Genomic DNA, 25,974 nt, shown 5'->3' on the forward strand with positions numbered 1-25,974 from the left:
ATAGTCTAGGAAATCTTACATTTTATACATCGGAGGATACATATTTTGAAAAATAAACTATTACTCGCACTAACAAGTTGCATTTTAATTATGGGATTGACAGCATGCTCATCTAACGAAACAGCAAGTAATTCTAATGACTCTAAAACTGAAGAAAAAGCACAAAAAGAAACAGAGAAGGCCCAGAAGTTGGAAGAAAAGACGAAGCAAGAAGAACAGCAACGTCAAGAAGCAGAAGTTCAAAAACAGGCAGAAGAGAAAGCAAAACAAGAAGCCGAAGCTCAAAGACAGGCGGAAGAGAAAGTACAGCAAGAACAAGCAAAAAGAGAAGAACAACAACGTCAAGAGCAGGAGCAGGAACAGGAACAAGCCCGTAAACAACAAGAAGCACAAGCGCAAAAGCAACGTGAAGTGAAGCAACAAAAGAAAGAAGAACCTGAACTTTGCGGTTCACCAGAAGTTGGAATAACATGTGAACATGTTCAAAAAGAATGGGAAAATGAGCAAAAGATTGAAAAAGAACTCAAAGAAAAAGAAGAACGCCAGGAACGAGAAGATTTGGAGTATGCAAAAAGGAAAGCGCAATCATTTGAGGATAAAGAACGAGAAAAAATGAGTTGTGATGACGTAAAAAATGTTCTTGAACAATTAAAAAATGCCGAACAGAATCCGGCCACAAAAGAAAGTATTGTAAAGTACCAAGAAAAAGTTAATATGTGTAGCAAGTAATAAAAAAATATTTGGATGGAAGTCCAATACATATTATTAAAATTAAAGTGGTTCAAGTCGGAAGGCACCTTTGGTTTTCTTTTTTTATAAAAAAGGACTCATAAAACGCCTTGAATTATTTAATTTAAATATTTATATTATATTAATACATTATAAATAAATATATTAATATAAAACACTAAAAATTTGTTATAATTAGTAAATAATTCTATTAATTAGATAGAGAGGATACAATATTATGGGTTATAAATTTCGTAGAATTATCCAGTTTTCCCCGGGTGTGAAAATTAACTTTACATACACAGGTATGGGAGGGAACTCTATTTCACCTGAATCAAGAACAACAACTTATGTACCTGGAACTGGAATCTCGTATACACCACGAATAGCTGAGTCAAACAACTATTATATACAACGAGGGTATCAAGGACTAAACACTTCCTATCCCACTATGGATGAACAAGATTACAATACGGTAAATGCATTTGAGCCAATAAAAGAAACCCAAACTTACCTTGTTACTGCTTTTCGTAAAAAGGATAATCAAGTAAACTCCGTAGGTAGAAAACTAATGAAACCACTTTCCATAATTACAGGCTTGTTTGCGGGCCTATTCTTAATTATGATGCTTATTATACCGGCTCTAATCATGGCATTCTTTTCTTTCCTATGCTATAAAAATATAAAAACACCATTTGCAGTTGTATGCCCAGAATGTGATGCAGAAAATCTATTCATTTTTGAAGAAGAGAAGATTGCTTGTCGTAAATGTGAGAGTACTCTTATAATCCAAAAATAAATGGTTCTCAAATTAACGTCTCTTTATTAGTCAAAACAATATAAATCTAATTATAAATATAAATAGATAAAAAAGAGGGATAAGTGAATATCATTATTAACTTTGAAGCGTTTAATCCAACTATAAACGACTTAGCTATCAAACTTGCTATGGTACTGTTTATACCGTTATTCTTAGCATTGATTGTCAAAGTGTTACTTATGAAATTTATGAAAGAATCGATTGTCGGCAGATTAGCAAGCCTATCTTTGTTATTTTTCATGTACTATGTATTTAAATTTGTTACAGCGTAAAAGGTACCTTAGGGTGTTTTTTTATGTATTAAAAGACCTACCTATTTCCTTAGGTAGGTCTTTTGTGATTTTGTATTTGCGAACGATGATATTATGACAAAACTCCTTAATCCCCAAACTCTCTGATCGTTCTTCTGCAATACGCTTAAAATACTAGTCTAAAGTACGAGCAGCTGCATAGAATGATCCAGAACCACCATTTCTGTGAGTAACTTTAAGCTTATATTTTCCTTTTGAAAGAGTATTGTACGTATTTGTAAAACCCTTTCCTGCTGCTAACGATCCAGAACCAATAACATTACCTTTTGAGTCTTTTAAAGACCAGTCAAGTGTACCTTTAGTATTGTTTGTCATATGAACTCTCATATCTGCTTTTTTTACATGCTCAAACGATACTTCTCTTTCACCATTTATCAGACTGAAATCATCTTTAAGTATTTGGGTACGTTGGATAATTGGTGCTGAATTTTTAGTATTATCTACACCTTCTGTACTTGCTGATGCTGCTCCAATCCCTCCAGTTAATGCGATACCAGTTGCTAATGTTCCTACTACTAATTTCTTAAACATAATAAATCCTCCTTAAATGTTTTTTATAACTCGCACCTTAAATGTATCACTTTTTAAATTTTTGTAAATATTTTGAATTTGTAGAAATATTTATTTAAATTTTGTTAATATTGGTAATACACTTTATCAAATGGAAAATAAAGGGATTTGTGATGATATGTAATAATGCATGTTCATTCGGCAAAAGAATATGATAAACTCTAACCACCTGTTCTATTTTTTCAGTTATCTTGGAAACCTTACTTCTTATTTACCCAAATGGAAGGCGCTTTATGGCGCCTTTTTTTTATTTTTAAGTGGACCTGCTCAATTCATTCCTAAATACATAAGGTAATGTGAACCCATTAAATCACATGGAATGAACCCTATTTTTACCTTCTGATCTAAAGGAGGCACCATTGTTATGGGATATGGTGGTAGTTGCGGCGAAGGCTGCGGTTTCGCTGGAGGATTTGCTTTATTAGTTGTATTGTTTATTTTATTAATCATTATCGGATGTAGTTGTTTCTGCTAAAAACTATTGGAAAAGGCACCCTTATATGGGCGCCTTTTTGTAAATTAAAAACTTACCTATTTCCGTAGGCGGTCTAAATGTGATTTTGCACAATTGAGTTATAGCAAAATCATTTATATTGAAAGTAATTAAAATTAACTTAGTAATCCTAATACCCTAATAATCTCAATTGTTTTATTATCTTTTATTTTAAAATGTAGTCTTTTCCCTATGCGTTCACTAATTACAATATTTTCAGAGGCTAATTTACGTAAATGTTGTAGAATCAAATCTTCTGTAATTTTTGTTTGCTTACTTAAATCAGAAACTGACAACGATCCATATGTAATCAATTTACAAACAATTGATAATCGAGTAGAATTCCCTAATAAACCTAAAACTTTTATACTTTCGGTATAGAAACTAAAATCCATATGAAAAGCATGTAACAGATCTTCCAACCTCCTAAAATAAGATAAATATCAACCAAAATATCTTAACATAAAAATAGCGAAAAACACCCTAAAATATACCAATTATTCATTAGGAAAAATGATACTTGAATGGGAGTCCAATACATATTATTAGAATTAAAGTGATTCAAGTCGGAGGAAGGCACCTTAGGGTGTCTTTTCTATGTAAATAAGCTGCCCATATGGACAGCTTATTATAGTTTTTTGCTTAAAGTTCCTTTTATGGAATGAAATAGATGCTAACTATTTAATCCATCCTTCATAATAAGCAACATGCTCCCCTCCATTGTCGTTTACGTACTTAATTCCTTTTAAATACCAGACGATTGTGCCGCCACAAGCTTGCTCAGTTTTAGTGTTACTGAAGTATTGTGATTTTTGTCTCTCTTCTTTTTTGTACTTACCATCAGTAGTTTTGTCATACTTACATGTGAACTGTATTGTTTCATTTGGTTTAGTTGCTATGTCTGCTGATGCAGCACCAATTCCTCCTGTTAATGCAATACCTGTCGCTAAAGCCCCAACTACTAATTTTTTGAACATAATAAATCCCCCTTTAATAGTTTTTTATAACTTGCACCTTAAATGTATCACTTTTGTGATTTTTGTAAATATTTTGAATTTGTATAAATATTTATTTAAATTTTGTCAATTTTTGTAATTAATTTTATCAAATGGAAAATAGAGGTATTTATAGTGATATGTAATAATGCATGTTCATTCAGCAAAAAATCGTGATAAAATCTAAGCACCTGTTCTATTTTTTTCAATTAAAATGGAAACCTTACTTCTTATTTACCCAAATGGGAGGCGCTTTATGGCGTCTTTTTTTTATTTTCAAAAGGCCATGCTCATTTAATCCATAAAAACATAAAGTAATTTGAATCCATTAAAATACATGAGTGACTCCTTATTTTTCTCCTACTCTTTAAAGGAGGAATTATTATGGGCTTTGGTGGTAGCTGCGGTGGCGGCTGTGGCTTTGCAGGAGGATTTGCTTTATTAGTTGTATTATTTATTTTATTAATTATTGTTGGAGCTTCTTGCTTCTGCTAAAAACTATGGGAAAAGACACTCTTATTTGGGTGTCTTTTCTTTATGCATAAAAAAGCCTCATCTTCCTATAGAAAAGATAAGGCCTTTATATACTATTCAGTATAAACACATTTTGCTTCTCCAAAAAGACCACCAGTGTCCCATTCGCGCACAATTCAAAGGTGTACGATCGTTTCGCATACTTGGATTTGAAGGTGGTTCATAGCCATTATTTACAATACTACCAAAAATAAATATCCCTCCGATTACAAATACCACAGCAACGATTGATAGTGTCTTCCCATTAGAACCAGTAACAATGTCATTTACAACTTCTTGTGCTTCTTGCAAAGGTTTACCTTTTAAAAATAATGAAAAAAATAGAGATTATAAATACGAAAAATAGAACAATTATAAATTTCAGAAAATATTTCTGGAAAGCTTAGTTTCTTAGCTAAAAGTAACAATAATTCAAGTAGAAGTATTATTTTTGAACTTTATAAATATTGAACAAGAGAGAGGAGATATTTTTATGGATTCAAAAACTTATGAAAAACTACAGGCACTACGTAGATATAAAGAGCCAATTCAAGCGGTATTGAGAACGGTTAAAAGACACGATAAAGACGATCCAGATACTGAATATGCTGAGTTTGCCCTTGAAAATGGTAAGATTATAGGTGTTTGTAAAAAAGAGGACTTCTCTGATTACTCTTTTAGAAGTATTACACAATTCACAGGTAATATTTTTAATGTAGTAATTACTCAAATGTCTGATGAACTAGATGTAAATAAAGTTCAGGTTTCAGTAAAAGAAGCAAGCAGAAGATCTGCGGATGCTTTAATGCGTGAGTTAATAGAATTGGAGCAAGATCAAAGACTGCAAGAGCCAACCTACGAAGCAGAGATAACTGGATACAACATGAATGCTCAGGTTCCTACTATATTTTTACGCATTAATGGTGCGGAATGCTTCATGAAATTACATGAACTAAACTATGGAAGAGTTTATAAAAATGCTGTGGATCGCTATGCGCCTATTGGTGAACGCATCCCAGTTAAGGTTCTACAATTTAGTCCGGAGCAACGACTAATTCATGTTTCTAGGAAAGCGGCAGTGGAAAATCCTTATCAGCTGTTATCTGAATTAGCTGAAGGGGACACAATTGTAGGGCGAGTTGTAAATGTTGATCCGCGTTTTGGAGTTTTTGTTGAATTGGACCAAGGCTGCACAATTAAAGGAATTGTCCCTAAAACAATCGAACAGCCACTATTGGATGAAGTAGTAAGTATGAGAATTGTGAATGTGGATGTAGAAAAAGAGCGAGGGTCGGGGGTTATTTTTAAGTTTCCTTTTGGACGCAAAAAAGTTAACGACCCAACGGCGTTTTTATATAACTAATGAGTGCGCCGCAGGTTTCCGTACAAGAGAAAGGAAAGGCGGTTCAATATTGGCTTAATAGAGACCAATCTTTATCACTTTGGGATGACCCCTCTTTGCAGGGGGGACCAATTCTTCCAGATAAATTCAAACCACTCACAGATTTACGTAGTATTTATGACAGGATTAATTCAGGTTTTATAAATGAAAAAGATAATTTAATACTAAAGCTTATTTGGGATTCATTAGCGATTACTGAAGCACAAATCAAAAATTTTGTGGAATCTAAAATTAGTAGGTCACAGGTTTCAGAATCGTTGAAAAAACTGGTACTGTATGGGTTTGTTAGTCGATGGGAGATAAAATCGGGGTTATTTCCGGATCAGCCCAAAACCTCTGCTCCAATTACATTAAATACTGCTGGTCATTTGATGATGTGGGCTTATCATAACCGTAATACAAATTATTCTTTAAAGCCAGAACAGTGGTTAAAGCTTGGGGTGGCAGGTGTACAAAGATTTGTCACTATGAATCAGATAAAATATGAGTTTGCAGTAGGCCAACAATTATTAAAAAACTGGTGCTGGTATCCAAAGCTAAAAGGTACTGGTAATGGACATAATCCAATTGCTGTTGGAGAAATTCAAACTCCAATTGGAAATCAAAACTTCATATTTGAAAGGGTACAACAAGGTCAGCGATATGCACAACATTTAAAATCGCGATTGAAAATTTGGGAAGATCAAATTCAAAATGGACCAAATAATGTATTGAATTTCGAAAACACAAAGAGTTTACCAGGAATTTTTATATTATCTATATCTAATCTTGCTTTAGCAGAACATGTTAGAAAGGAGCTAATGTTAGACTTACAAAAGATTCCTATAATGCTTTTAATAGATGAATGTATTCACAGTGAGGGATTCGCAAAATCTTTTTATATCTCAACTCAAAACGGAATTCAGCAAGCACCATTACCATTTTTGAGATAACAAGAGCTGCTTCAGGTAAATATGCTGAAGCGGTTCTTTGTTGTTTTAACGATGAATCGATATTCACAACTCAATTTTTGTTTGCAATATATCTAATTTCATTTTTTATAGACTTCAATTAGAGTTGTTTTAATGAAAAAACAATGTGTTGAATAGATAATTAAATAAGGCTTTTCTATTCCTTTCTAGAATGAACAGTAATGTATAATCAAATGTCCCTAAATGTAACAAGGGGGCAGTAAAATTTGGTTTATATTCATTTTTTTAGCTATTTTAGTAGCTAGTTATGTTGTGGCCCAATATTTTATTATGGATGGATTTCAAACAGGACTTGTCAAAATGAAGTTTATGTTTGTATCTAAATTAATTGTTTTTTGGTATATAATGTTATTTATACATATTACAACTAGTATAGTAGCATTAGTAATCGGTCCGTTTACATTATCCACAAAATTTAGAGGAAAGAATATTAACCGTCATCGAATAGTTGGGAGAATCTATATGGTTGATATATTATTAGGCGGCGTTTCAGGACTGTACTTATCCTTTTACGCTATGGGGGATTGGTAGCAAAGCTTGGTCTCGGTTTGTTATCCGTATTTTGGCTAACATCAGCATATCAAGCATTAAATAGAGTTAAGAATAGGAAAATTCAAGACCATCAAAATTGGGTGATTAGAAATTATTCTTTAACCTTTGCGGCAGTTACATTAAGAATTTGGCTACCTTTGTTTGTATTGCTATTTGGATTACAGCAGTTTGAAGTTAGTTACACTGTTATTGCTTGGTTAGCATGGGTACCAAATTTAATTATTGCAGAATTATTTATAAGACAAAGACTTAATAAAGGAAAATACTTGGTAAATGAGGATGTACATTTATGATGCAAATCTGATTTAATGTTAAGAATTGAAATTCTCAGCAATTCAATGTTTTTTGTAATTTTCCCCGCCGAGATTATGGAGTAACCTACCTTGGCGCTAGCGAGAAAATAATTGAACGAATGAAGTACGTTATTCAAAAGATTACTTTACCTTTTAATATTTTTACAGTATTCAACCAGAGAACGTTTCTTATGTAAGGAAGGGATATGAGGGGTTATATGAAAAGAATGAAAAATGTATGGTTATTAGTGTTATGTTTCTTATGTTTGAGTGGGTGCAATTATGAAAATGAAGATCAGGTGAAAAAATATATAAAAGAAAAACATGGTTTCGATGTTGTTGTAACAGATTGGGGCGGGATACATGAAGGAAATATGGGACATACGTACCATACTGTTCAGGCAAAGGATAATAAAAATATTCAATTTCGAGTAGAGGTAAATGGTATCTTCTATTCCACAATACAAGGTGATGAATACGAATATGGGAAAAACACATACGAGGAATATAAGAAATTCAAACCCATTCTTGAAGAAATGAAAAAGTTAGGTTACGAGGAATCTGAAAATAAAAATGTTCTTCAATATATAGTAGATTATAACAATGCAGCAGAAAAACCAACAGATGAGTTGTTATTAACCTTAAAAATGAGTAAGGAAATCGATTATAGTCAATTTGAAACTATAGAATTAGATCGTTTACATGCATTATTCCAACTCATTCAAAAGAGTAATAGAAAGATAACAGAACTTGAAATTGAGGATCATAATGATAAATCGATTGGTCTTCCTTTCGAAGATGTGCAAAAGGGTATAACGAAAGAAGAACTTCTACTAACAATGAAAGACACAGTAAGCGGTTATTGGACATATTTAATTGAAACACAAACAAAAGTCGTTGAAAGATTAAAAGAAATTCAAAATGACCGCTTTGTAATTAAAGATATTACTTGTGCACATCCGAAGGAAGGGAAATGCCCAAAATATGAAGCTACGATAGTTTTTAATGACAGTTCTATGGAGTATAAAAATGATCCCGATGTAATGGAGGATTTGACAAAGGTGGTCACGATTCTTAAAGAAGAACTACATAACGAGAAATTTGATATATTTGTATCCAACAAAGATAGAACAAGCTATTCACTCTGGCTAACGTCAGAGAAAATTCAAAACAGTAGTAACATTTATGAACTTATAAAATAATTGTATATCAAAAATAATATGTAATAGGTTCTATTGATAACTTTGTTTTTTCGACGCAAAGTGCATGAATGGTTTTGCTGCTTTTTACAGAAAATGAAAGTTTGTATTGGTTTTTCAATAACTAACATAACCATCTAACTCTTAAACGATAGATGGTTATGTTAGTTCTAAATGCTATATTTTTAAATGAAAGTCGTATAATTTTAAAAAGTATAAAGTTATGAATTAAGTTGTATCAGTATGAAATATCTCTTTAGAATGAATCAACCAAAAGTTTATATTTTCTAGGAACATGAACAGAAAATGAACAAATTTTTTTATGAAAACTGTTCATGCAATCCTAAAGAAAGAGTTGATTCTAATCAATCTTTTTTTAAAATCGATTCTTTTTTGTGAGTCATAGAATCTAATTTGGTAAGAGATTTTTGATTAAACTTTATTTTAAAGCAACGTTTAAAAGGAGTAAAAAATGAATACAATTAATAAAATCTTAAGTGATTTTGCAGATATAAATACAGATGAATACGTGAGGAATTATTATGAGCTTAGTATTATGTCAGAAAATAAAGAGGACAATATTTTTGTACTTGCCAAAAAGGCGACATATGCTACTAGTAATGACACATTAGAACTCATCCGCTTGAAAGAATGGAAAAAAGAATTCCTAATTTGCCAATATTCCAATGGAGAGTCTTCTTGGTTTGGGAAAATACCGTGCGGATATGATTTACATGGATTGACTCCGAAGGAATTTATAATAGAGCAGTTATTAAATGTATTCAAACAAGAACCAGATGAGGTTTATTGGATTAAATTAGATCCAGGAGGTTATTATGCATGCTGTTATGAAGAATATTTGTTTAAGACAAACACAGGAATTTATTTTTTTAGTATGCAAGTACACGATTAAATAATCAGGATTTGAAATGTAGTTTTATTAATAAAAAAGATTGATAACTTAATAATAAAGAAGAAGTCTCCATGTCCAAGGAATAAGAATTAAATGAAGAATACAGATAGTCCAGGTGAATTTTGTATTCTTCTTAATTCCTATTATATTTTTGAAAATAAAGTTAAAAAACCAAGCACCTAAAATTGTAACAGATAACTCAAAAATCGTAATTATCCATTCTAGTATAGTATGTTCTACATCAGGAGAAGCACCAGCCATACTAAGAATAACTATAACTGGAAATGAGGGTATATAAACAAGTAAATAAGAAAAAAAGTAAAAAATATATTTTATCAATGTTTTTCCTTCCATAAGATCCACTCCTAATATAGAACTAATAGTTAAAGGCGAATTATCAAACTTAGTCAAAAGTTACACATGTTATATTTTAAGTATATAAAGTTAGTGCTTTTATACATAATTGGAGGTCCCTAAATAATGTTATTTTAGAGGTCTTCAGTGGTGAAATATCATATAATATCAAGAAGGGATAAGGAACTATAGCAAACAAATAGTCTGCATATATCAATCTAATTATAGTAAAAAAGGAAAATTATTAGAATCTTGACTTTTTTCTACATGCTATCAGAAGGTAATGAGGAATTATAGCTTAATCCTTTAAAATATATCCATATTATAAAGAAAAATAGAACTTGAATACAAATAGGGGTCTGAATATTCTGTTGAAAATAAATTGAATATGATGATGATAATTTATATAATGTATGTAAGACTTTCTTTTTCTTTTTTTAATCCATAAATACTACAACCCTTTCGGGGAAATGACTTTGTAAAGCAGCCTTGCTTACAAAAATTCATATACCCGAAAGGGTTTTTTGTGTTTAAAAACAATTAGGCTTATGCCGTTTATATAGATATTTCCATAAGGAAAGGATGAAGGGTGTTGTATATATTTGAAAAGGAATTTTATTATGCAGTTACTCTAAAGGGTTTGTAACACTTCCACTAACTTATTAAACAAATTTCATACTAAGTAGTAGGAGTAAAAATAATGTATGTTACTACTAAAACGAATGAACTAAATGGATTTGAGCGAATAGCTAAGATTTTAGAGGAAGTTGAGAGATCTGGTACTCATCAGCAGATGATAGAAGTTCTAGTAGAAGGTAAAATATATCAATCTGCTTTTTGCTTTGCACATGTTGTTGCGGATATAGGACAGTGTGTTTCCTTACTACTTTGCACAATAATTGGGGGCATTGAGCGTACAGTTCAAAGTATAAAAGATGCGATTGATAATGGGATTTTCAATTTGAAGTTTGGTACTGAAGAAAAACCTCAATAAGTTATTTAAATATTTCTAGGTGTTAAAGTTCAATTTCAATGAATATGAAATGAATTATTGTATTAGTGAAATGGTAAAAGAGTAGAAAATCTTGTTTCCGAAGGTGGATTATGGAAGCGTGTTAGAAGAGGGTAATAGTTTAACTGACTATATGCTTAAATATGCAGAAATTATAGTAGAGAAGGTTTTACATGAGGTGAAACCATCCTATAACCCTCTAATAGATTTGCCTTTAGAGCATTTTCTTTCATAAAGGGAGGAAATTATAATGATAGGTGAAACTTTTAAAAATTTATTATTAAATTTGGCTGGTTTAATAGTGGGGTTAAGTGCTATATATTTAATAATTAAATATAGCTTCAAATTAACAGTAGAAAAAGCTATACCTAATTTAATAGCCTATGCTAGCTTATATTTACCAGGAGTTATAATATTTAGCTTAGTTGGGTATTTTTCAAGCTCATGGATTTTTGGAATTGCAATGGGTGTTATAGTTGAGGCAATTCGTTTCTATGGATTAGGAAGAATACTAAATAAAATATCCTCTTCATTAAGAGCGATGAAAGTGAAAATTGCTATAGCAAAAGCAAATAAAATTGCAAATACTAAAAATAAACCTTTAGAGGTAATTGAAGTTGCTCAATTTAGCCTTGAAAAAGAGAGCATAGTACAAGAGCAATCAGCAGTAATTGAATTGAAAAAAGAACAGAGAGAGATTATAAAAACAGGAGAATCAGAAATAATTGACGATGCAGATGATGTAGAAGATTTAGATGAAATGGAAGGCTTAGAGCGTGTAGCTGTACTAGAGCACATAGAAATGGTCGCAGAAACTAAAGAAGAAATACTAGTGGAAAATGATACTACAGTTAAACGTGAACGTAAGCAGGCAGAAAGTACACCTGATACACAGGAAATATATGAACAATTACAACTTGTTTTAGTTGGTGGGGATTTATAAAAAAATAATCAAGAAATTAGTTTAGATTAATATAAGAGCTATCATCATGTTTAATGATGATAGCTCTTTGTATTTAGAATTAAAAAGCTCGCTTTAAGATGAACTAGCTACTATCTTACTCTGTTTCAATAATGGCAAAATAAATATCATTGTACACTTGATGTACGCGAATAATAAACTTGTTAAAAAGTAATAACGTCATTTCAAAAAAATTTAGAAACGCATGGTAATAATTGGTGTAATCATTCTTTATCCTGTATGATAAAAATGGGAATATTCAATGTTTTCATAGACAATAATTGGCTTAATAGAAGTAGAAAAAATTATTAATAGGAACGAAAAGGATGACCAAAATGGGAATAAAAAGGAACCTATAGAATTTGCAATTTATATTTAATATATGAATTGTTTAACAGGAAAGGAGGTAGTGAAAAGCATTGAAAAAAAACAGTTGTAGTAAAGGAAATTACGGTTTTATATGGTTATAGATATGTATCACCACGTTGAAAATATTTTAACTTTTAAACAAAATAAACAACAAGGGGTAGATAAAATGGGGAAATATGTGAAAGACCAAAAGGTAGTTGCTTATACACTATTAGGATTAGAACCTTGTACAGTTGTAAGAGTTGGTTGGATTTTTATTACGGTAAGAGAAGAAGAAACGGGTCATCTATATTCTGTTAGAAAAAGTAAAATGACACCTATAGAGGAAGAGGAACACTATCTTATAGAAGAAAGTATTGATGATGAAGGGTTATTCGGTATAGGTAGATTGTTTGCTAAAATAGAAGCAGAAGACATGGAAGTTGCAAAGAAATCATTTGAAGAGAATGAAGACTTCCCTAAATACGAAGATTTCCATAAACCATCAGAAGGGAAACTGTATGGTGGAGAGTACTATACTACAATCAAAACAGGTAAAGAGTTACTAGAACAATACTTTAATCGAGAAGAGCTAGAACGTAATGGTACTAATTAAATTGGATGTGTAAACGGTTAAAGGTCAAATCTTATTTATGTTAGGTATATAGACTAAGAAAATTTATATTCGTTTTTGGGGAGGACAAAATAATGGATTTGGTAAAAAAATTTTTAAACGGTTTGAAAGTAGCATTATCAACAGATGATCTCGAAGCACTAAATAAAGCATACGGTGCTACAAAAGGGGATATTGATATATTAAGAACGAAATATCCAAATTGTCCACAATCGTTAATCACTTTACTTGAAAATATCGATGGTACATATTGGCGGAAATATGGAGAAAACGAAGTCACGGTATGTATTTTAGGTTCAGATGTTGAAGAGTATCCATATTATTTGCTTTCTACACAGGAAATGATCGAAAGTTCAAAAGAAGGAGAAGACGTCTCCTATCTTTTAGAATACCAAGATGAAGAGGATACTGTTGACTCCAAGATAAATCCAGAAGGACTTCTCCCTGGCACGTATATTCACTTTTCAGATTGTATGAACAACGGTGGAACATCAAAGCTGTATATTGATTTTAATCCTTCTGATGAAGGTGTATGTGGTCAAATCATTCGTTTTTTACATGATCCTGATGAATATGAAGTGATTGCAAACAGCTTTGATGAGTATTTACAGAATCTTATTGATGGTAATTTTAATTTTCTAGACGGAGAAGAATCTCAATAATGTGTGAAGAATTTTACTCAAATATTGGAGGAGATTGCGATGAATCAAGATCCAATTTTACAAAAGGTAATAAATGGTAAAATATGATCCATGATTCTTCTTTCCGAACAGCATATGAAGCTCGAGAGAAATTACTTCTAGATGAACAAGCTAAGTTAGCGCATGCAGAACAAGAGGGCATGGAAAAAGGAATCGAGCAAGGTAAGATGCAGATAATCCGAGGAATGCATGAAATTGGTGTACCACTTGAAACTATTGCAAAAGCAAGTAAGTTGAGTGTGGAGGAAATTGAACGTATCTTAAAGCTAAAATAAATATATATGAGTATACAGAACCTTTGTGTAGAAAAAATTAGACGTTTATTATCATAGTAGGTTTAATGGGAAATCATTGTGGAAGATTTTGGAATTTCTTTTTCTTAATCAATTTTTGGATGTTTTTCATGCTGCTCACAATTATATAAAAAAGTCGAAAGAAGAACGTGAAATGTATTCACGATTAATAAATATGATGCAAATCTAATGTAATGTTGAGGACAGAATTCTTCAGTAATTCAATGTTTTTTTATGATTCTTCCCGCTGAGAGTTTGTAGGAAGAAAATACTAAAATGTTTACTATAAAGCCTCAATATATGAGATTTTTTCTATGTGTAAAGTTACTTTTCAAAGAGAATAGCTAACTTAAGGAGCCTTTCTCATACTTGAACCGTCTTAATTTTAATAATATGTATTGGACTCTCATCCACATCTTATTTTCCCGTGTTATGTAATGTCGGTCAGTGAGAAAAAAAGGTACTCTTTCGAGTACCTTTTTACTATTCTACTTTTAACTTAATTTCTTTACCCGTCATACCACCACTAGCTTTTAAGAAAATTCCTTCAGCATCTTTTGGTATATCAAATACAATTTTACCTGTTTGTGTTAAACCAGGATTCAATTGTTTTAAGAAGAAGTCAGTTTTTCCACCGTTAGCTAAGTCAAAAGATGTTTGACCTTGTGTTGAATATGTGAATTCGCGACCTTTACTATCTACTAATTTAAAGCTGTTAGCATCAACAGTGATAGCGTCTTTTTGATTATTAGTAAGTGTAACTTCTAAAATTTTAAATACACCTTGTGCTTGTTCTTTTGTATATTCATTGCCTACAGAATCTACTGTTTCCATAGATCCTACAGCGATTTTCACATCAGAAGATACCCCTTCTTTTGATACTGCTGTAGTGTCTGTTGAAGTTGTTTCTGTTGAATCACCGCCACCAGCAACCATAGCAATTATTCCGATTACAAATAAAACTATAATGCCTAGGCATCCAAACTTAAATATTTTTCCCACGTTTGTTCCTCCAATTATGTAAAATTTAAGATTGCAACAGTAATAATAACACATTATACATCTTTATATTGTCATATTATGTCGAACGGAAATAAAAAGATAGTTTGGAAGTTTCAGATATCATTTCTGTCCTATGACCTATTTTTCCCCGTATTTCGTCTGTATCTCATATTCATAAAGGTAAATGCGCTATAGCCAAAAATTTTCATCTATTTTTGGTAATTGATTCATGTAAAATTTGTTTGTTGGTACATAACTTCATCTATTTTTTAAATATTGTATTATTAGGATGCCGAGGTGAAAATAATTATGTATATGGGTTTCGACAATCAGGAAGATTGACAAAGTATTGAGAATTACTGGACTGTCTGGCCAAATTTAAGAATTTAAACAAATGCATTATTAAAAAAGAACTCTTATGGAAAGATAAGAGTTCTTTAAAAAATGTTGTATTTGAAACCCGTGATGTTTCACAAAAATATTACGTATATGCAATATATAGAGTCAATGAAAATAATAAAGGTGCATATAATCTATATTTTAATTAGTTCAGCCCCTTGGAGGGCGCTCCAAGGGGTTAAGATTCGAGAATTCTTAAACTCTTGTTAATTTATATGAGAACTCCGTGAACTACTCGCCACTTAGCAAAGCTTGATGGGGGAGCTTCTCAGTTCCACGACGAAAGTAACCTTTCGTCTCCCTGAGCGTTACTTCGGGGTGTTCCATCCCTAGGTCCAACGCATGGATGCTCTGTTGGTACGGTTGATATTTTACGCAGGAACCGAATGGCTTGGTTTTCGCACTCTATTTTCTTCCTGCAACCTTCTATATCAAGTTATCAAAGAACTTCATATAGCAAGTTTATCAAAAGTTTTTGGCTATGCCAAACCGAAAGTCATCTCCGACCTATCGTAGGGCTACGCCCTTCACACGCTTGAGGAAGGAGAATTCTTTCGGGGAATACGTTAAAGAGTACCTATGCAATTTTAACACTCAACCATATATTTTTTAAACTGTATATATAGATTTATTTGTTAGTAGGTATCATGTTGCATAACCATAATTGGTGAGCGAAGGTGAGGGGACAACAGAAGTACTGACTGAACCTACGGAGTATAAATGAGAAGATTCTTGGTTTTCTCCCAACCACCAAACATAAAGCGAATAGTTAAGAAAGATAGAAAGTTATATGATGCAGGTGCTTTTTTTTAGTTATATAGAAATTATACATTAAACATACTTAAGGAGTCATTTAAGTATAAAGATAATTTATAATCATAGAATGATATGGAAAGGTCTTTTCGAACATGTTAGTTAATTCAAAGTATATGTATTATTTGGAACCTGTGCGAGGGTGCTTTTTTAATGCACATTATTATAAGGACAAGCATATTATGTAATAGGACGAGTTCTTCGTGTCCTATTCAATGCTCAGGAAAACCCCGATTCACATTGAGAGCACCGGTAGCGGGGGTGCTCTCTTTTTATTGAAAAATATATTTAAATGTATATAATATGATTATTAAATTTATTTTTCGATATAAGGGGTACAAATTCGATGCGACGTAAAGAGGATTTGTTAAAACAATGGAAGGTGGATCTGCAAGCTGTTCAAGAAGAAAAGAGAATGAAGAAGAAAGCTAAGAATAAAAAATATAGCATTCCTGGTAATACAGCGGGATTCATGAATGGAAAGAATACTTATCGTAAAGAGAATGGGGTATGGAAACAAAGAAGTAAATGACGTGAAGGTAAATAAGTTTAGTTAAGTTTATAGCAAGTATTGTAGGCGCTTCCGTGATCGTGATCTGGTTGGCGTCTTGTTTTTTGTTAAGGAAAAATAACAAAATCAAAGAATATAAGTACGGGATTAGAAGAAAAAATAATAGTCTTGTCGTTTGCTATAACCCACTAGGAAAAAGCGAATAACAAGACAATAGACAATAGACAAGTAGTGAGAGGGAATTCCCATTCTCGATTGAAATTACATCGCAAAATCCAAATGCCGTATAAGAAATATTAAACTTATAAATGAAAAAAGAAACATGCTAGTGTCCCAAAAATATAAGTTTTTAAGGCTCTACCAGGATATGAATTGCAGGTACATCCCCGTATCGGTATAACGAGGAACACAATGTTCTTGGAACGGTGGACAGTAGTTGCCATGGAGAAGTCGGAGTGTTGGTTGTTAACAATGAAGTTCCTAAAGAGGATAATTATGCAAGATCATGAAATTGAAAGAGGTACTCGTATTGCTAAAGGCGACATAGCTTCGGTGGAAAAAGCTCATTTATAGAAAAAAAGAATGAGGAAAGTGGATTGGATTATTAGCTAAATCCAACCATAATCATTTCTTCATTTTTTATTTCAATTATAAATTTATATTCTTTATCCAATAACCAGAAATAAAAACTGACTGCATCAATATCAACTAGTGATTGGAATACTTTATCAAGATTTGTGCTTATTACAGGGATTTCATTATTATCCCATAATATAAAAACCTGTTCATCAAAATCTGGTTTGTTTTCTTTAATAAGGGAAATTAGTTGCTCTTTATTTAAAGCTATTAATTGATTGTCTATCTGTTCCCAATCTATTCTTCCAGATACAGTTATAGGAAATGAATTTATTAAAGTATTTACAATCTGTTGGCTTTTATTTTGAGAGAAAATGAGAGTTTCTGCTCCGAGGGATTCAATACATTCATTAAACAAAGGGTTTGTATCATTGTTATTTTTGGTTTTCAGTGCTCGTAATTTTTGTTGCATTTTCCATCGTCTTGAGGATCTATCACTCATTTTTATCATTCCTTCTACAATTAATTAGGAGTCAGTATAGCATATAGAAACAGTTCTTTGGGAAGAAACTATTAGGCAATTGAAATCAGCCTCTACTTTCACCATATTTAGTTTAAGAATTAGATTGTTCAATTCTTTTGAAACATAACTATAATAATTCAATTTCAATATTGTAAGCAACTCAGTTATTATATAGAAATACAAATTCAATGACTTGAATTCAATGTTTTGTTACGCTATAGATAGCTTGATTTGTTTTAACTTAAACATATTAAGAGTACTTAATAATTTTTAGGAGGCTTTTTTGAATGAAGTTATGTAAGGCGAAAACCTGGTTACCATTATCTGCTGCAATGATTACAGTAGTAACAAATCCAGTAGGGACTGCGGCTTCAACGGTTTATACGGTTCAAAAGAATGATACCCTAGAAGCAATAAGTAAACAATATGAGGTTTCTGTACAATCACTTAAACAAGAAAACAATAAAGCAAATGATCAAATTAATATTGGAGAACGTTTAACAATTCCGGTATCGTCAACTGCAAACAAATATGTTCAAAAAAATAATTCAACAGTTTCAACTAATACATATCAAGCAATTTACCAAGTGAAAAGCGGGGATACACTAAGTTCTATATCACAACAATATAAGGTTTCAATACAGTCAATAAAACAAAACAATAACGTAGATGAAAATCATATTTTTGTCGGGCAGCACTTAAAGATTGATACTGGTATTTCATTACAAGAAGTGGATTTAATGGCTCGATTAGTAAATGCAGAAGCAGGAGGAGAACCGTATGCAGGAAAGGTTGCAGTTGCAAAGGTAGTATTAAATCGTGCTAACGCAAATGGTTTTCCAAATACAATTACAGGTGTAATTTATGAACCCATTAAAAATGGTTATGCATTTACTCCTGTTACAGACGGTAGAATTAATCAGCAAGCTACACAGGAAGCAAGAATGGCAGTAGAAGAGGCTCTCACTTCAAAAGGAACAAATTCTGATTGGCTTTATTTCTACAATCCCAAAACCTCGACTGATAAATGGATTACAACACGTCAAACCGTTGCACAAATTGGAAACCATCTGTTTGCTAAATAAAATAATAGTACATTAATATGTTTCCAATGAGGTAAGGAGAGGTTATTTTTGCGTGTAGTTCATTCACTATTAGCAATATTAGCAGTTATATTTTTAATTTGTGGTGTTATTATTCACGAGTATGTATTGGTGTTTTTGATAGGGATTTGTTGCATGGTGATAGTAAGTTTTATAATTTCCAGTATACGTAATTGGAAAGAGAATAGAAAGCGTATTTCCATCTTGTATTTTACTTGTGTATTAATATTATTGCTATTAACAATATATCTTTTGTTTGTCACTTTTTATACACGTTCTTTTGAATTTTAGCACTTTTATATAATTTAACATGGCCCCAAAATCAAAAAGAATGATGAAATCCTCAAAAAATAATCAGCTCGATTTATCGAGCTGATTATTACATCCAGAAATCCTCAAAGTCTACGCGTCATTTTACTTTATGAAGATTATCCCATTATTGAACTACTCCCACTATTATCTCGTATAGACGAGGGAAATTAATAAGTAATGGGCTCAATCGAATTCTAACTTATTAGTAGGGTATCGCCATAATTATTGTGGTTAGAAGCCCTATCCCTTCATTCTTCCAATTGATACTTACGGAAATATCCAGACTATGGTTTGTTTGCTATACCATTTCGCTATCAAGCTAACAAAGAGATTTAAAATATTAAAGAGGATTTTTCTAAAAATGAAAGCGCTTTACAATTAAGAGGAATATGCAATTATGCATATCCTCTTTTTGTTATATTTTTATATGCAAAATCTTTTACATATGCATTATCGATTATATTCAAAATGTCACAGGCCTTGGCATCTCTGTAAAAACGTATCAAAATTTTACTTTAAGACACACGGTATATAAATTTTTGATTGGGCAAATTTCTCTTGTTTAGGAAGAGTAAAAACATCTACTATAAAAATTTTCACAACAGAGCCAGATAACGTGATAAAGTATTTATTGCTGTGCATGTAAATATAAAAAAAAGCCTTACAAAATGATGTTTGTAATGGTTTATTTAGCTTATATGATTTTAGGAAATTAATAGCATTTTATGCCGTTATTATTAACCTAGTTACCAAGAAATAGAGGTGAATATAGGATGACTAAACCTTTTAAAAAAAATAGTCGTTATATGGTTGGGTTGGACAGTCTAAGAGGGCTAGCTATACTAGGTGTTATTTTGTATCATATTAATTTTAATTGGTTACCTGGAGGGTTTTTAGGGGTTACAGTATTTTTTGTACTTTCAGGTTATTTAATTACAGATATTCTAGCCATGGAGTGGAAGAGAAATAAGAGAATTGATTTGAAAAAATTCTGGCTTAGTAGAGCAAGAAGATTGCTTCCAGGAATGATTGTTATGCTCGTTATAACATTGGCATGGATTACGATTTTTCATAGCTCTTTACTTGAAAAAATGCGCGGAGATTCATTAGCGGCATTATTTTATGTTAGTAACTGGTGGTATATTTATCATAAATTATCTTACTTTGATAATTTTAATCAGATTTCTCCATTAAATCATTTTTGGTCGTTAGCAGTCGAGGAACAATTCTATGTTGTCTGGCCGTTTATTATTAGTTTAGGACTTTACTACATAAAAAAACAATCCCGTATGATTTTATTGATTTGTCTAGGAGCGTTTGCTTCAGCTTTAGCAATGGCAAATTTATATGAACCTGGAGTTGATCCGAGTAGAATATATTATGGTACAGATACGAGGGCCTTTTCCTTACTTATCGGAGCGGTACTTGCCTTAGTTTGGCCAAGCAATAGGCTTGCTAATAAAATTATCCCGAAGGCGCGTTTCATTCTTGATGTAGTGGGGGGCATAGCTCTTATTATAATTTTGGTTATGTTTTGGAAGACCAATCAATATGATCCATTTCTATACAAGGGAGGAATGGTTCTTTTATCAATTGCAACAGCATTGTTAGTGGCAAATCTAGCTCATCCAGCTAGTCGCATTGCTCAATTTTTGCGATTTAGGCCTTTACGTTGGGTAGGGGTAAGATCGTATGGCATATACCTCTGGCATTATCCAATTCTTACATTAACGACTCCAAAAGTAAATGTAGGGGATTTTTCAATAATAAGAGCAATCTTTCAATTTCTTTTAATCATATTGATTGCGCAAATTTCATGGAAGTTTATCGAAAAACCAATCCGACAAGGTGCGCTTCGGAACATTCAGTTTAAGAACTTAAGACTTCAAAATGTCACTTTAGGTGTTAAGTTAGCTTTAGTTTGTTCATTATTCTTTTCGTCAATAGCAGTTTTAGGGTTATCAAATGCTAGTAAGGCTAAGGAGAATTCTCAACAAGATAAGGTGGAAACAGTACAAACAAAACCGGCGCCACATCCAGTTGCTGTTTGGGAAAATGCAGATCAAGAAACGCCACTAAATCAAGGGGAATCAAAAGAAGTAAATCCTGCAAAACCTAAAAATCCACTCACAGTTACTGCGATAGGCGATTCCGTTATGATTGATATTACTCCATATTTAAAAAATACTTTTCCTGATATTAGGATTGATGCGCAAATTGGTCGTCAGCTGTCAAAAGCGATTCCGGTAGTTGAACAGTTAAAAAATGAAGGGAATTTAGGAAACTATGTCATTATCGGATTAGGTACAAATGGAGCCTTTACTACTGAGCAACTTGTTTCATTAATAAAATTAATTGGAAACGAACGTAAAATAATATTTATTAATACGAGAGTGCCACGTCCGTGGGAATCAATTGTGAACGAGAGACTGAAAGTAACAGTACCTAAATATCCTAATGTAACTCTAGTTGATTGGTATGCAGCAAGTGCTGGAAAGAAAGACTACTTTGCACCTGATGGTGTGCATTTAACCAATATAGGTGCAGAAGCATACGCAGTACTTGTAGCTAAAGCGGTTAATCAATAATTAATTATATTTGATCAAATTCTTTTGCAAAGTTAGCTGAAATAAAAAAGATTTATATTTGGAGAAATACACTTTTGGCATTTAGCAATAATTCCTGTAATTCATAATACATTGAAAAGCGAAGTTTAGTTAAAGACTTCGCTTTTTTGTACGGGACATGAATGGTGTCGATGCCTTTTACTATACATACGGTATAACGAAAATGTTGAATTTCTGTAGTTTTGAAAAATAGGTTGCCACTTTACATGTTAATAAACCTGTTCTGCAGGGTTCTTTAACGAGCTACCTATATTTTTTCTTGAAATATAAGGATACCGTCAGTTATTAACAATAATAGCTAAAAAAACTACTTTCTTTCTTAATTCACATAATTTTCAAAAATAAATACCGTGGATGTTAATATTTGTTATATAATATAGTTGTCAAAGCATTACCCCTAAAGTTTCTACAGTCAATCTGTAAGATAGTTTGTTTGGCCCGTATATTCACCTTAAACTAAAAAGAACTTGTAGAGAGTCCTACAAGTTCTTTTTGTTTTAAGGGTTAAATGTGGATTTAAAATATAGTTGCAATTCTTTGAGGGGGAAAAGTAATGTTTATAGAAACAGAAAGGTTATTAATACGAAGATTTGAGTTCAAAGATTGGCAAGCTGTTCATGAGTATACATCAGATATTAATGTTATGAAATACATACCTGAAGGGGTTTTTACTGAAGAAGGTGCAAGAAACTTTGTGAATGAAAACATTGGTGAAAACGCTAAGAACTTTCCTGTAGTATTAATTGATAAAGGTATTCTGATTGGTCATATAGTTTTTCATAAATATTTTGGTGAGCATACATATGAGATTGGTTGGGTGTTCAATCCTAAATATTTCAATAAAGGATATGCTTCTGAAGCAGCACAAGCTACAGTAAAATATGGCTTCAAGGAAATGAATTTACATAGGATAATAGCTACATGTCAGCCACAAAATATTCCATCATATCGGCGGGTGATGGAGAAGATTGGAATGAGAAGAGAAGGCTATTTCAGGAAGTGTATACCACATGGGAATGAATGGTGGGATAAATATTATTATGCTATTTTAGAAGAAGAGTTGTGTCTCAGAACGCATTATTTAAATTGAAGCTCCTATCTCTAAAGAGGCAAGTTGACTAACGTTAGTAGGATTCTTGTTACCAAAGGCAAAGTCCATTTCTGCTATGGCTGACGTGCAAGACCATGGTGTCCCATTACCACTCTCGTGATTGCCCTATGTATTCTCAAAATAAAGAATATTAGAAATGTATTATGGTAAAATGTGTATAACTATAAATTATTAAATAGATTGGAGAATACTAGAATGAAAGTACAATTACTAAGAATAGGGATATTGGCTTGCTTCATGATATTCTGTTGGTCCTATGAAGATGTCTCTGCTGCATCTACATGTGAGCCATATGGTGAAGTTAAGCCGAACCAAAATCCCTCTCGTCAGCACATAAATTGCCTACTAACGAACGCAGCATTAAAAGAAAATGTTCCTCCTGAAGTTGTAAAAGCTGTAGCTACACAAGAAAGTGGATGGAAACAATTTGATGGAAACGGCCAGCCAATCATAGCACAAGATGGTGGAATTGGGATTATGCAAATTACCAATCAACCTCAGTTCGATCAACAAAAGTTAAAATATGATATTAATTATAATATTGAAGCAGGTGTTAAAGTTCTTCGTAGTATGTATCAGCGAACAGATCTACCTAAGGTAAAAGTTGCTGGACCAGAAATAATTGAAAACTGGTACTTCTCTGTTATGGCTTATAATGGAACAAAACCTGCAAACAGTCCTTTGTATAAAGCTACCGGTCAAAAAAATTTAAACGCTTACCAGGAAAAAGTGTTTTCTATTCTAGAACAATACAGTTTTTTAAATGATACAAAATTGGGGCAGTTTCCTTTCAGTACAGCTGATTTCGAATATGATCCTAACACGAGCACAAACATTATATTTAAAAAGAAGGAGTACACACTAACTAATCTACATCCTTCTATCTATCACCTAAAAACAGGTGATCAAGTACTTGTAACAAGAGATGGAGTAAATTTAAGATCTAAACCTACTTCCGCTTCAAGTGGGAAACCATTAAGTAAAAATACGAACTTGATTATTCAAGGAAACGCAGCATATGATGAATCTGTAGATAGTAGCAATCAGTTTGTATGGTATCCAGTTAAAACTGCAGATCAAAAACTAGTAGGTTATATTTCTTCTACATATATTATGAAAAAATTATAATTTAAAATCAAACGGTGAAGATAATCACTGATAAAGATATGGTAGTGATAGGAACGGTTGAACCAAATATAATTGTGGGTTCTGGTACAAAAAAATATTAAACTTGAACATACCGATACCGATACCGATACTGATACTCTACAAAGGATTGTAACCGACATGGAACAAAATGGTTGTTCAAGTGGAAGCATTTTGTTCCTAACTGTATTTTGTAAACAGTGAAATGATACAAGCGGTACAACTTGAATTTTCGTAAAGAAGCACCCCTGCGTGTATATTACTTAGAAAAGTTTGGTTGGGAGGAAGTGAAGAGAGACGAGCTCCCAGCGAAAGTAAAAGAAAGAATAGATATGAAATAATTAGTTACTTATGATGGCGGATTCTCTTACATGGAGGATTCGCTGTTTTTTTATTTACAATGAGAAACGCATGTTAGGGTGAATATTGAGGTTAATTGGAATGCCAGACTGATCGATACAGTGAACGTATCAATTATTGATTTATATAAGTACCTATACATACCAGGTTATCGAAATTTTGTTCATTTGTTTCCATTAGAGGTGCATCTTGGGGGAAGAAGAAAGTGTGCAAAAGAAGTGTTAGAAAGCCGTAGCGTGATTGAGAGAATTAAATTCGTAAGATGTCTCGTAATAGATAGCATAATAGAGAATTAAATCGTTGTATATTTTAATATATTGTTATAATATTACGAAAGGGAATAAGGTAATATAAGGTAAATACGCTAATGTTATTGTATAAATATAGCGCAAACAGGGAGAATGAACATGAAAAAGTATCTAGTAGCAGGATTATTGTTGTCAAGTTTATTAGTGGGGTGTGGTCAGGAGAACGCCTCTACCAAGAAAGACACGCCTAAGAGTGAGCAGGAAGTGAAGAAGGACGCGCAAGCCGATAAGAAGGTAGATAAAACAAAGCATGATGAATTAAAGGACACGGAAAAGTTGGATGATAACGTGCCAAAGGATAACGAAAACAAAGCGCTTGATACGAAAAATAGAGAAGATAAAGTTGATATTGTGCAGTATCAGCTTCCATCAGATGAAAGTAGTTCTACGATGCCTGTCGATTACTTTGAAGCACTTGAACATGGTATGCCATATGAAGAAGTAGCTAAGGTGTTACACCGTAATGCGACAAGTGCAATTAAAACTAAGAAATTTGATACTGAATTAATTGAATATACTTATGAGGCGCCAGAAGCGGTGATACAAGTTCAATTTAAGGATGGTAATTTATTTGGTGCGGAATATGTTGGTCAAGATAAGGAAATGTATTCAGTCATTCCTGATGGATGGGATGTAAAAAATAATCGTTGGGAGGAAGAAAAAAACGTAGGCGTGCGATCTAGTGAGAGTAAGTTAAACAACCACACGTCTCAAAGGAACGAAGGCAAGAATGTTGAAGCCAACGATAAACCCGCATCTAGTACAGCAGGTGTAGAGGCAGATAATAAGTCCGAAGAAGCTACTACCAATCATAAACCTAATAATAAAGAAGTTGAACAACATCATAATAAGGAACAGCAACATAAGGAAGTAGAAGAATTTAAGCCGAGTGATGCAGACATGGAACGTATTAAACGACAGGAAGACCGTTGGAATACGCCATCAGGTGGTGTTGGTGCTACATGGCAAGAAGAAATGAAAAAACAGAAATAAAACAACATAAACACCTATTATACGGATTAAGTGAATTTAAAGTAAGAAATTTATAGTTTTTATCATCACTCTGTCTATTACAAAATATTAATATTGTTGTTGATATTGTCTTATAAGAAGGAATTC

25 protein-coding genes and 5 pseudogenes are annotated in these 25,974 nt (G+C 32.4%); 23 read left to right on the forward strand and 7 right to left on the reverse strand.

The window, feature by feature from the left end:
* Positions 1–45 precede the first annotated feature (45 nt).
* From ACTFRY_RS18600 to ACTFRY_RS18610, 3 genes are all read left to right on the forward strand, one after another.
* Positions 46–729, forward strand: coding sequence for a hypothetical protein (locus ACTFRY_RS18600; protein WP_098617233.1), 684 nt, complete (start codon positions 46–48; stop codon positions 727–729).
* Positions 730–967: 238 nt separating this feature from the next.
* The gene (locus ACTFRY_RS18605; protein ID WP_074593146.1) at positions 968–1,528 is read left to right on the forward strand and encodes a DUF4236 domain-containing protein; all 561 of its coding nucleotides are present in this window, start codon (positions 968–970) and stop codon (positions 1,526–1,528) included.
* 83 nt (positions 1,529–1,611) lie between these two features.
* A complete protein-coding gene (locus ACTFRY_RS18610; protein ID WP_074593147.1) occupies positions 1,612–1,821 on the forward strand; it encodes a hypothetical protein in 210 nt (69 codons plus the stop codon).
* Between the two features lie 153 nt (positions 1,822–1,974).
* On the opposite strand, the gene ACTFRY_RS18615 is transcribed toward ACTFRY_RS18610, so the two are convergent.
* Positions 1,975–2,391 carry a hypothetical protein gene (locus ACTFRY_RS18615; protein ID WP_070179588.1) on the reverse strand — a complete coding sequence of 139 codons (417 nt, stop codon included), beginning with the start codon at positions 2,389–2,391 and terminating at the stop codon, positions 1,975–1,977.
* A gap of 403 nt (positions 2,392–2,794) precedes the next feature.
* On the opposite strand from ACTFRY_RS18615, the gene ACTFRY_RS18620 reads away from it, so the two are divergent.
* Positions 2,795–2,905 (forward strand): YjcZ family sporulation protein, encoded by a 111-nt coding sequence (locus tag ACTFRY_RS18620; RefSeq protein WP_000540371.1) that lies wholly within the window; start codon positions 2,795–2,797, stop codon positions 2,903–2,905.
* A 134-nt stretch (positions 2,906–3,039) separates the two neighbouring features.
* Here ACTFRY_RS18620 and ACTFRY_RS18625 read toward each other — a convergent pair whose 3' ends face one another.
* Both ACTFRY_RS18625 and ACTFRY_RS18630 read right to left on the reverse strand, forming a co-directional pair.
* Complete coding sequence (locus ACTFRY_RS18625) at positions 3,040–3,318, reverse strand: ArsR/SmtB family transcription factor (RefSeq protein WP_000347622.1); 279 nt, start codon at positions 3,316–3,318, stop codon at positions 3,040–3,042.
* A gap of 282 nt (positions 3,319–3,600) precedes the next feature.
* Positions 3,601–3,900, reverse strand: a complete 300-nt coding sequence (locus ACTFRY_RS18630) for a hypothetical protein (protein WP_069604152.1) — start codon at positions 3,898–3,900, stop codon at positions 3,601–3,603.
* A gap of 402 nt (positions 3,901–4,302) precedes the next feature.
* Here ACTFRY_RS18630 and ACTFRY_RS18635 point away from each other — a divergent pair, with 402 nt between their 5' ends.
* A complete protein-coding gene (locus ACTFRY_RS18635) occupies positions 4,303–4,413 on the forward strand; it encodes a YjcZ family sporulation protein (protein ID WP_000505681.1) in 111 nt (36 codons plus the stop codon).
* Between the two features lie 92 nt (positions 4,414–4,505).
* Here ACTFRY_RS18635 and ACTFRY_RS18640 read toward each other — a convergent pair.
* Positions 4,506–4,816: pseudogene (locus ACTFRY_RS18640) on the reverse strand (hypothetical protein).
* A gap of 108 nt (positions 4,817–4,924) precedes the next feature.
* Between ACTFRY_RS18640 and ACTFRY_RS18645 the strand changes: the two are divergent.
* The 5 genes and pseudogenes from ACTFRY_RS18645 to ACTFRY_RS18665 all read left to right on the forward strand — a co-directional run bounded on the left by ACTFRY_RS18645 (position 4,925) and on the right by ACTFRY_RS18665 (position 9,761).
* Positions 4,925–5,794, forward strand: a complete 870-nt coding sequence (locus ACTFRY_RS18645; protein ID WP_098312367.1) for an RNA-binding protein — start codon at positions 4,925–4,927, stop codon at positions 5,792–5,794.
* Complete coding sequence (locus ACTFRY_RS18650; protein ID WP_097863207.1) at positions 5,794–6,765, forward strand: hypothetical protein; 972 nt, start codon at positions 5,794–5,796, stop codon at positions 6,763–6,765. The genes ACTFRY_RS18645 and ACTFRY_RS18650 overlap by 1 nt, the downstream gene beginning before the upstream one ends.
* Positions 6,766–7,074: 309 nt before the next feature.
* A pseudogene (locus tag ACTFRY_RS18655) lies at positions 7,075–7,649 on the forward strand (DUF2306 domain-containing protein).
* A gap of 218 nt (positions 7,650–7,867) precedes the next feature.
* Positions 7,868–8,851 carry a hypothetical protein gene (locus tag ACTFRY_RS18660; protein WP_097863208.1) on the forward strand — a complete coding sequence of 328 codons (984 nt, stop codon included), beginning with the start codon at positions 7,868–7,870 and terminating at the stop codon, positions 8,849–8,851.
* A 469-nt stretch (positions 8,852–9,320) separates the two neighbouring features.
* Positions 9,321–9,761: a hypothetical protein gene (locus tag ACTFRY_RS18665; protein WP_001092362.1), complete on the forward strand. Its 441-nt coding sequence runs from the start codon at positions 9,321–9,323 to the stop codon at positions 9,759–9,761.
* Positions 9,762–9,809: 48 nt separating this feature from the next.
* On the opposite strand, the gene ACTFRY_RS18670 is transcribed toward ACTFRY_RS18665, so the two are convergent.
* Positions 9,810–10,115 carry a hypothetical protein gene (locus ACTFRY_RS18670; RefSeq protein WP_000398639.1) on the reverse strand — a complete coding sequence of 102 codons (306 nt, stop codon included), beginning with the start codon at positions 10,113–10,115 and terminating at the stop codon, positions 9,810–9,812.
* A gap of 700 nt (positions 10,116–10,815) precedes the next feature.
* Between ACTFRY_RS18670 and ACTFRY_RS18675 the strand changes: the two genes are divergently transcribed.
* The 6 genes and pseudogenes from ACTFRY_RS18675 to ACTFRY_RS18700 all read left to right on the forward strand — a co-directional run.
* Positions 10,816–11,109 carry a hypothetical protein gene (locus ACTFRY_RS18675; RefSeq protein WP_074593152.1) on the forward strand — a complete coding sequence of 98 codons (294 nt, stop codon included), beginning with the start codon at positions 10,816–10,818 and terminating at the stop codon, positions 11,107–11,109.
* Positions 11,110–11,377: 268 nt separating this feature from the next.
* On the forward strand, positions 11,378–12,070 hold the full coding sequence (locus tag ACTFRY_RS18680; RefSeq protein WP_086392579.1) for a hypothetical protein: 693 nt from the start codon (positions 11,378–11,380) through the stop codon (positions 12,068–12,070).
* Positions 12,071–12,431: 361 nt separating this feature from the next.
* Positions 12,432–12,577: pseudogene (locus tag ACTFRY_RS18685) on the forward strand (transposase); the annotation flags it as partial.
* Between the two features lie 46 nt (positions 12,578–12,623).
* On the forward strand, positions 12,624–13,052 hold the full coding sequence (locus ACTFRY_RS18690; protein ID WP_031312909.1) for a hypothetical protein: 429 nt from the start codon (positions 12,624–12,626) through the stop codon (positions 13,050–13,052).
* Between the two features lie 92 nt (positions 13,053–13,144).
* Positions 13,145–13,732 (forward strand): SMI1/KNR4 family protein, encoded by a 588-nt coding sequence (locus ACTFRY_RS18695; RefSeq protein WP_098617235.1) that lies wholly within the window; start codon positions 13,145–13,147, stop codon positions 13,730–13,732.
* Positions 13,733–13,738: 6 nt separating this feature from the next.
* Positions 13,739–14,046 (forward strand): annotated as a pseudogene (locus tag ACTFRY_RS18700) (Rpn family recombination-promoting nuclease/putative transposase); the annotation flags it as partial.
* A 501-nt stretch (positions 14,047–14,547) separates the two neighbouring features.
* Here ACTFRY_RS18700 and ACTFRY_RS18705 read toward each other — a convergent pair.
* Complete coding sequence (locus tag ACTFRY_RS18705; RefSeq protein WP_098617236.1) at positions 14,548–15,066, reverse strand: DUF4352 domain-containing protein; 519 nt, start codon at positions 15,064–15,066, stop codon at positions 14,548–14,550.
* 1,558 nt (positions 15,067–16,624) lie between these two features.
* Here ACTFRY_RS18705 and ACTFRY_RS18710 point away from each other — a divergent pair.
* A complete protein-coding gene (locus ACTFRY_RS18710) occupies positions 16,625–16,810 on the forward strand; it encodes a hypothetical protein (RefSeq protein ID WP_001253021.1) in 186 nt (61 codons plus the stop codon).
* Between the two features lie 583 nt (positions 16,811–17,393).
* Here ACTFRY_RS18710 and ACTFRY_RS18715 read toward each other — a convergent pair.
* On the reverse strand, positions 17,394–17,867 hold the full coding sequence (locus ACTFRY_RS18715) for a CDI toxin immunity protein (protein WP_071732393.1): 474 nt from the start codon (positions 17,865–17,867) through the stop codon (positions 17,394–17,396).
* 308 nt (positions 17,868–18,175) lie between these two features.
* Between ACTFRY_RS18715 and ACTFRY_RS18720 the strand changes: the two genes are divergently transcribed.
* The 6 genes and pseudogenes from ACTFRY_RS18720 (at position 18,176) to ACTFRY_RS18745 (ending at position 25,848) form a co-directional block, all read left to right on the forward strand.
* Entirely contained in the window at positions 18,176–18,973 is a 798-nt protein-coding gene (locus ACTFRY_RS18720; RefSeq protein WP_071732394.1) for a cell wall hydrolase, read from the forward strand.
* A gap of 1,103 nt (positions 18,974–20,076) precedes the next feature.
* Positions 20,077–21,891: an acyltransferase family protein gene (locus tag ACTFRY_RS18725; protein ID WP_069604162.1), complete on the forward strand. Its 1,815-nt coding sequence runs from the start codon at positions 20,077–20,079 to the stop codon at positions 21,889–21,891.
* A 592-nt stretch (positions 21,892–22,483) separates the two neighbouring features.
* Positions 22,484–23,020 carry a GNAT family N-acetyltransferase gene (locus ACTFRY_RS18730; protein ID WP_098617240.1) on the forward strand — a complete coding sequence of 179 codons (537 nt, stop codon included), beginning with the start codon at positions 22,484–22,486 and terminating at the stop codon, positions 23,018–23,020.
* 216 nt (positions 23,021–23,236) lie between these two features.
* Positions 23,237–24,169, forward strand: a complete 933-nt coding sequence (locus ACTFRY_RS18735) for a transglycosylase SLT domain-containing protein (protein ID WP_069604164.1) — start codon at positions 23,237–23,239, stop codon at positions 24,167–24,169.
* A gap of 245 nt (positions 24,170–24,414) precedes the next feature.
* Positions 24,415–24,528 (forward strand): annotated as a pseudogene (locus ACTFRY_RS18740) (YxeA family protein); the annotation flags it as partial.
* A 426-nt stretch (positions 24,529–24,954) separates the two neighbouring features.
* A complete protein-coding gene (locus ACTFRY_RS18745) occupies positions 24,955–25,848 on the forward strand; it encodes a hypothetical protein (protein ID WP_098617241.1) in 894 nt (297 codons plus the stop codon).
* Positions 25,849–25,974 lie beyond the last annotated feature (126 nt).

This window comes from Bacillus cereus group sp. MYBK195-1, from assembly GCF_051916605.1.
In the GTDB taxonomy this organism is placed as follows: Bacteria; Bacillota; Bacilli; order Bacillales; family Bacillaceae_G; genus Bacillus_A; species Bacillus_A cereus.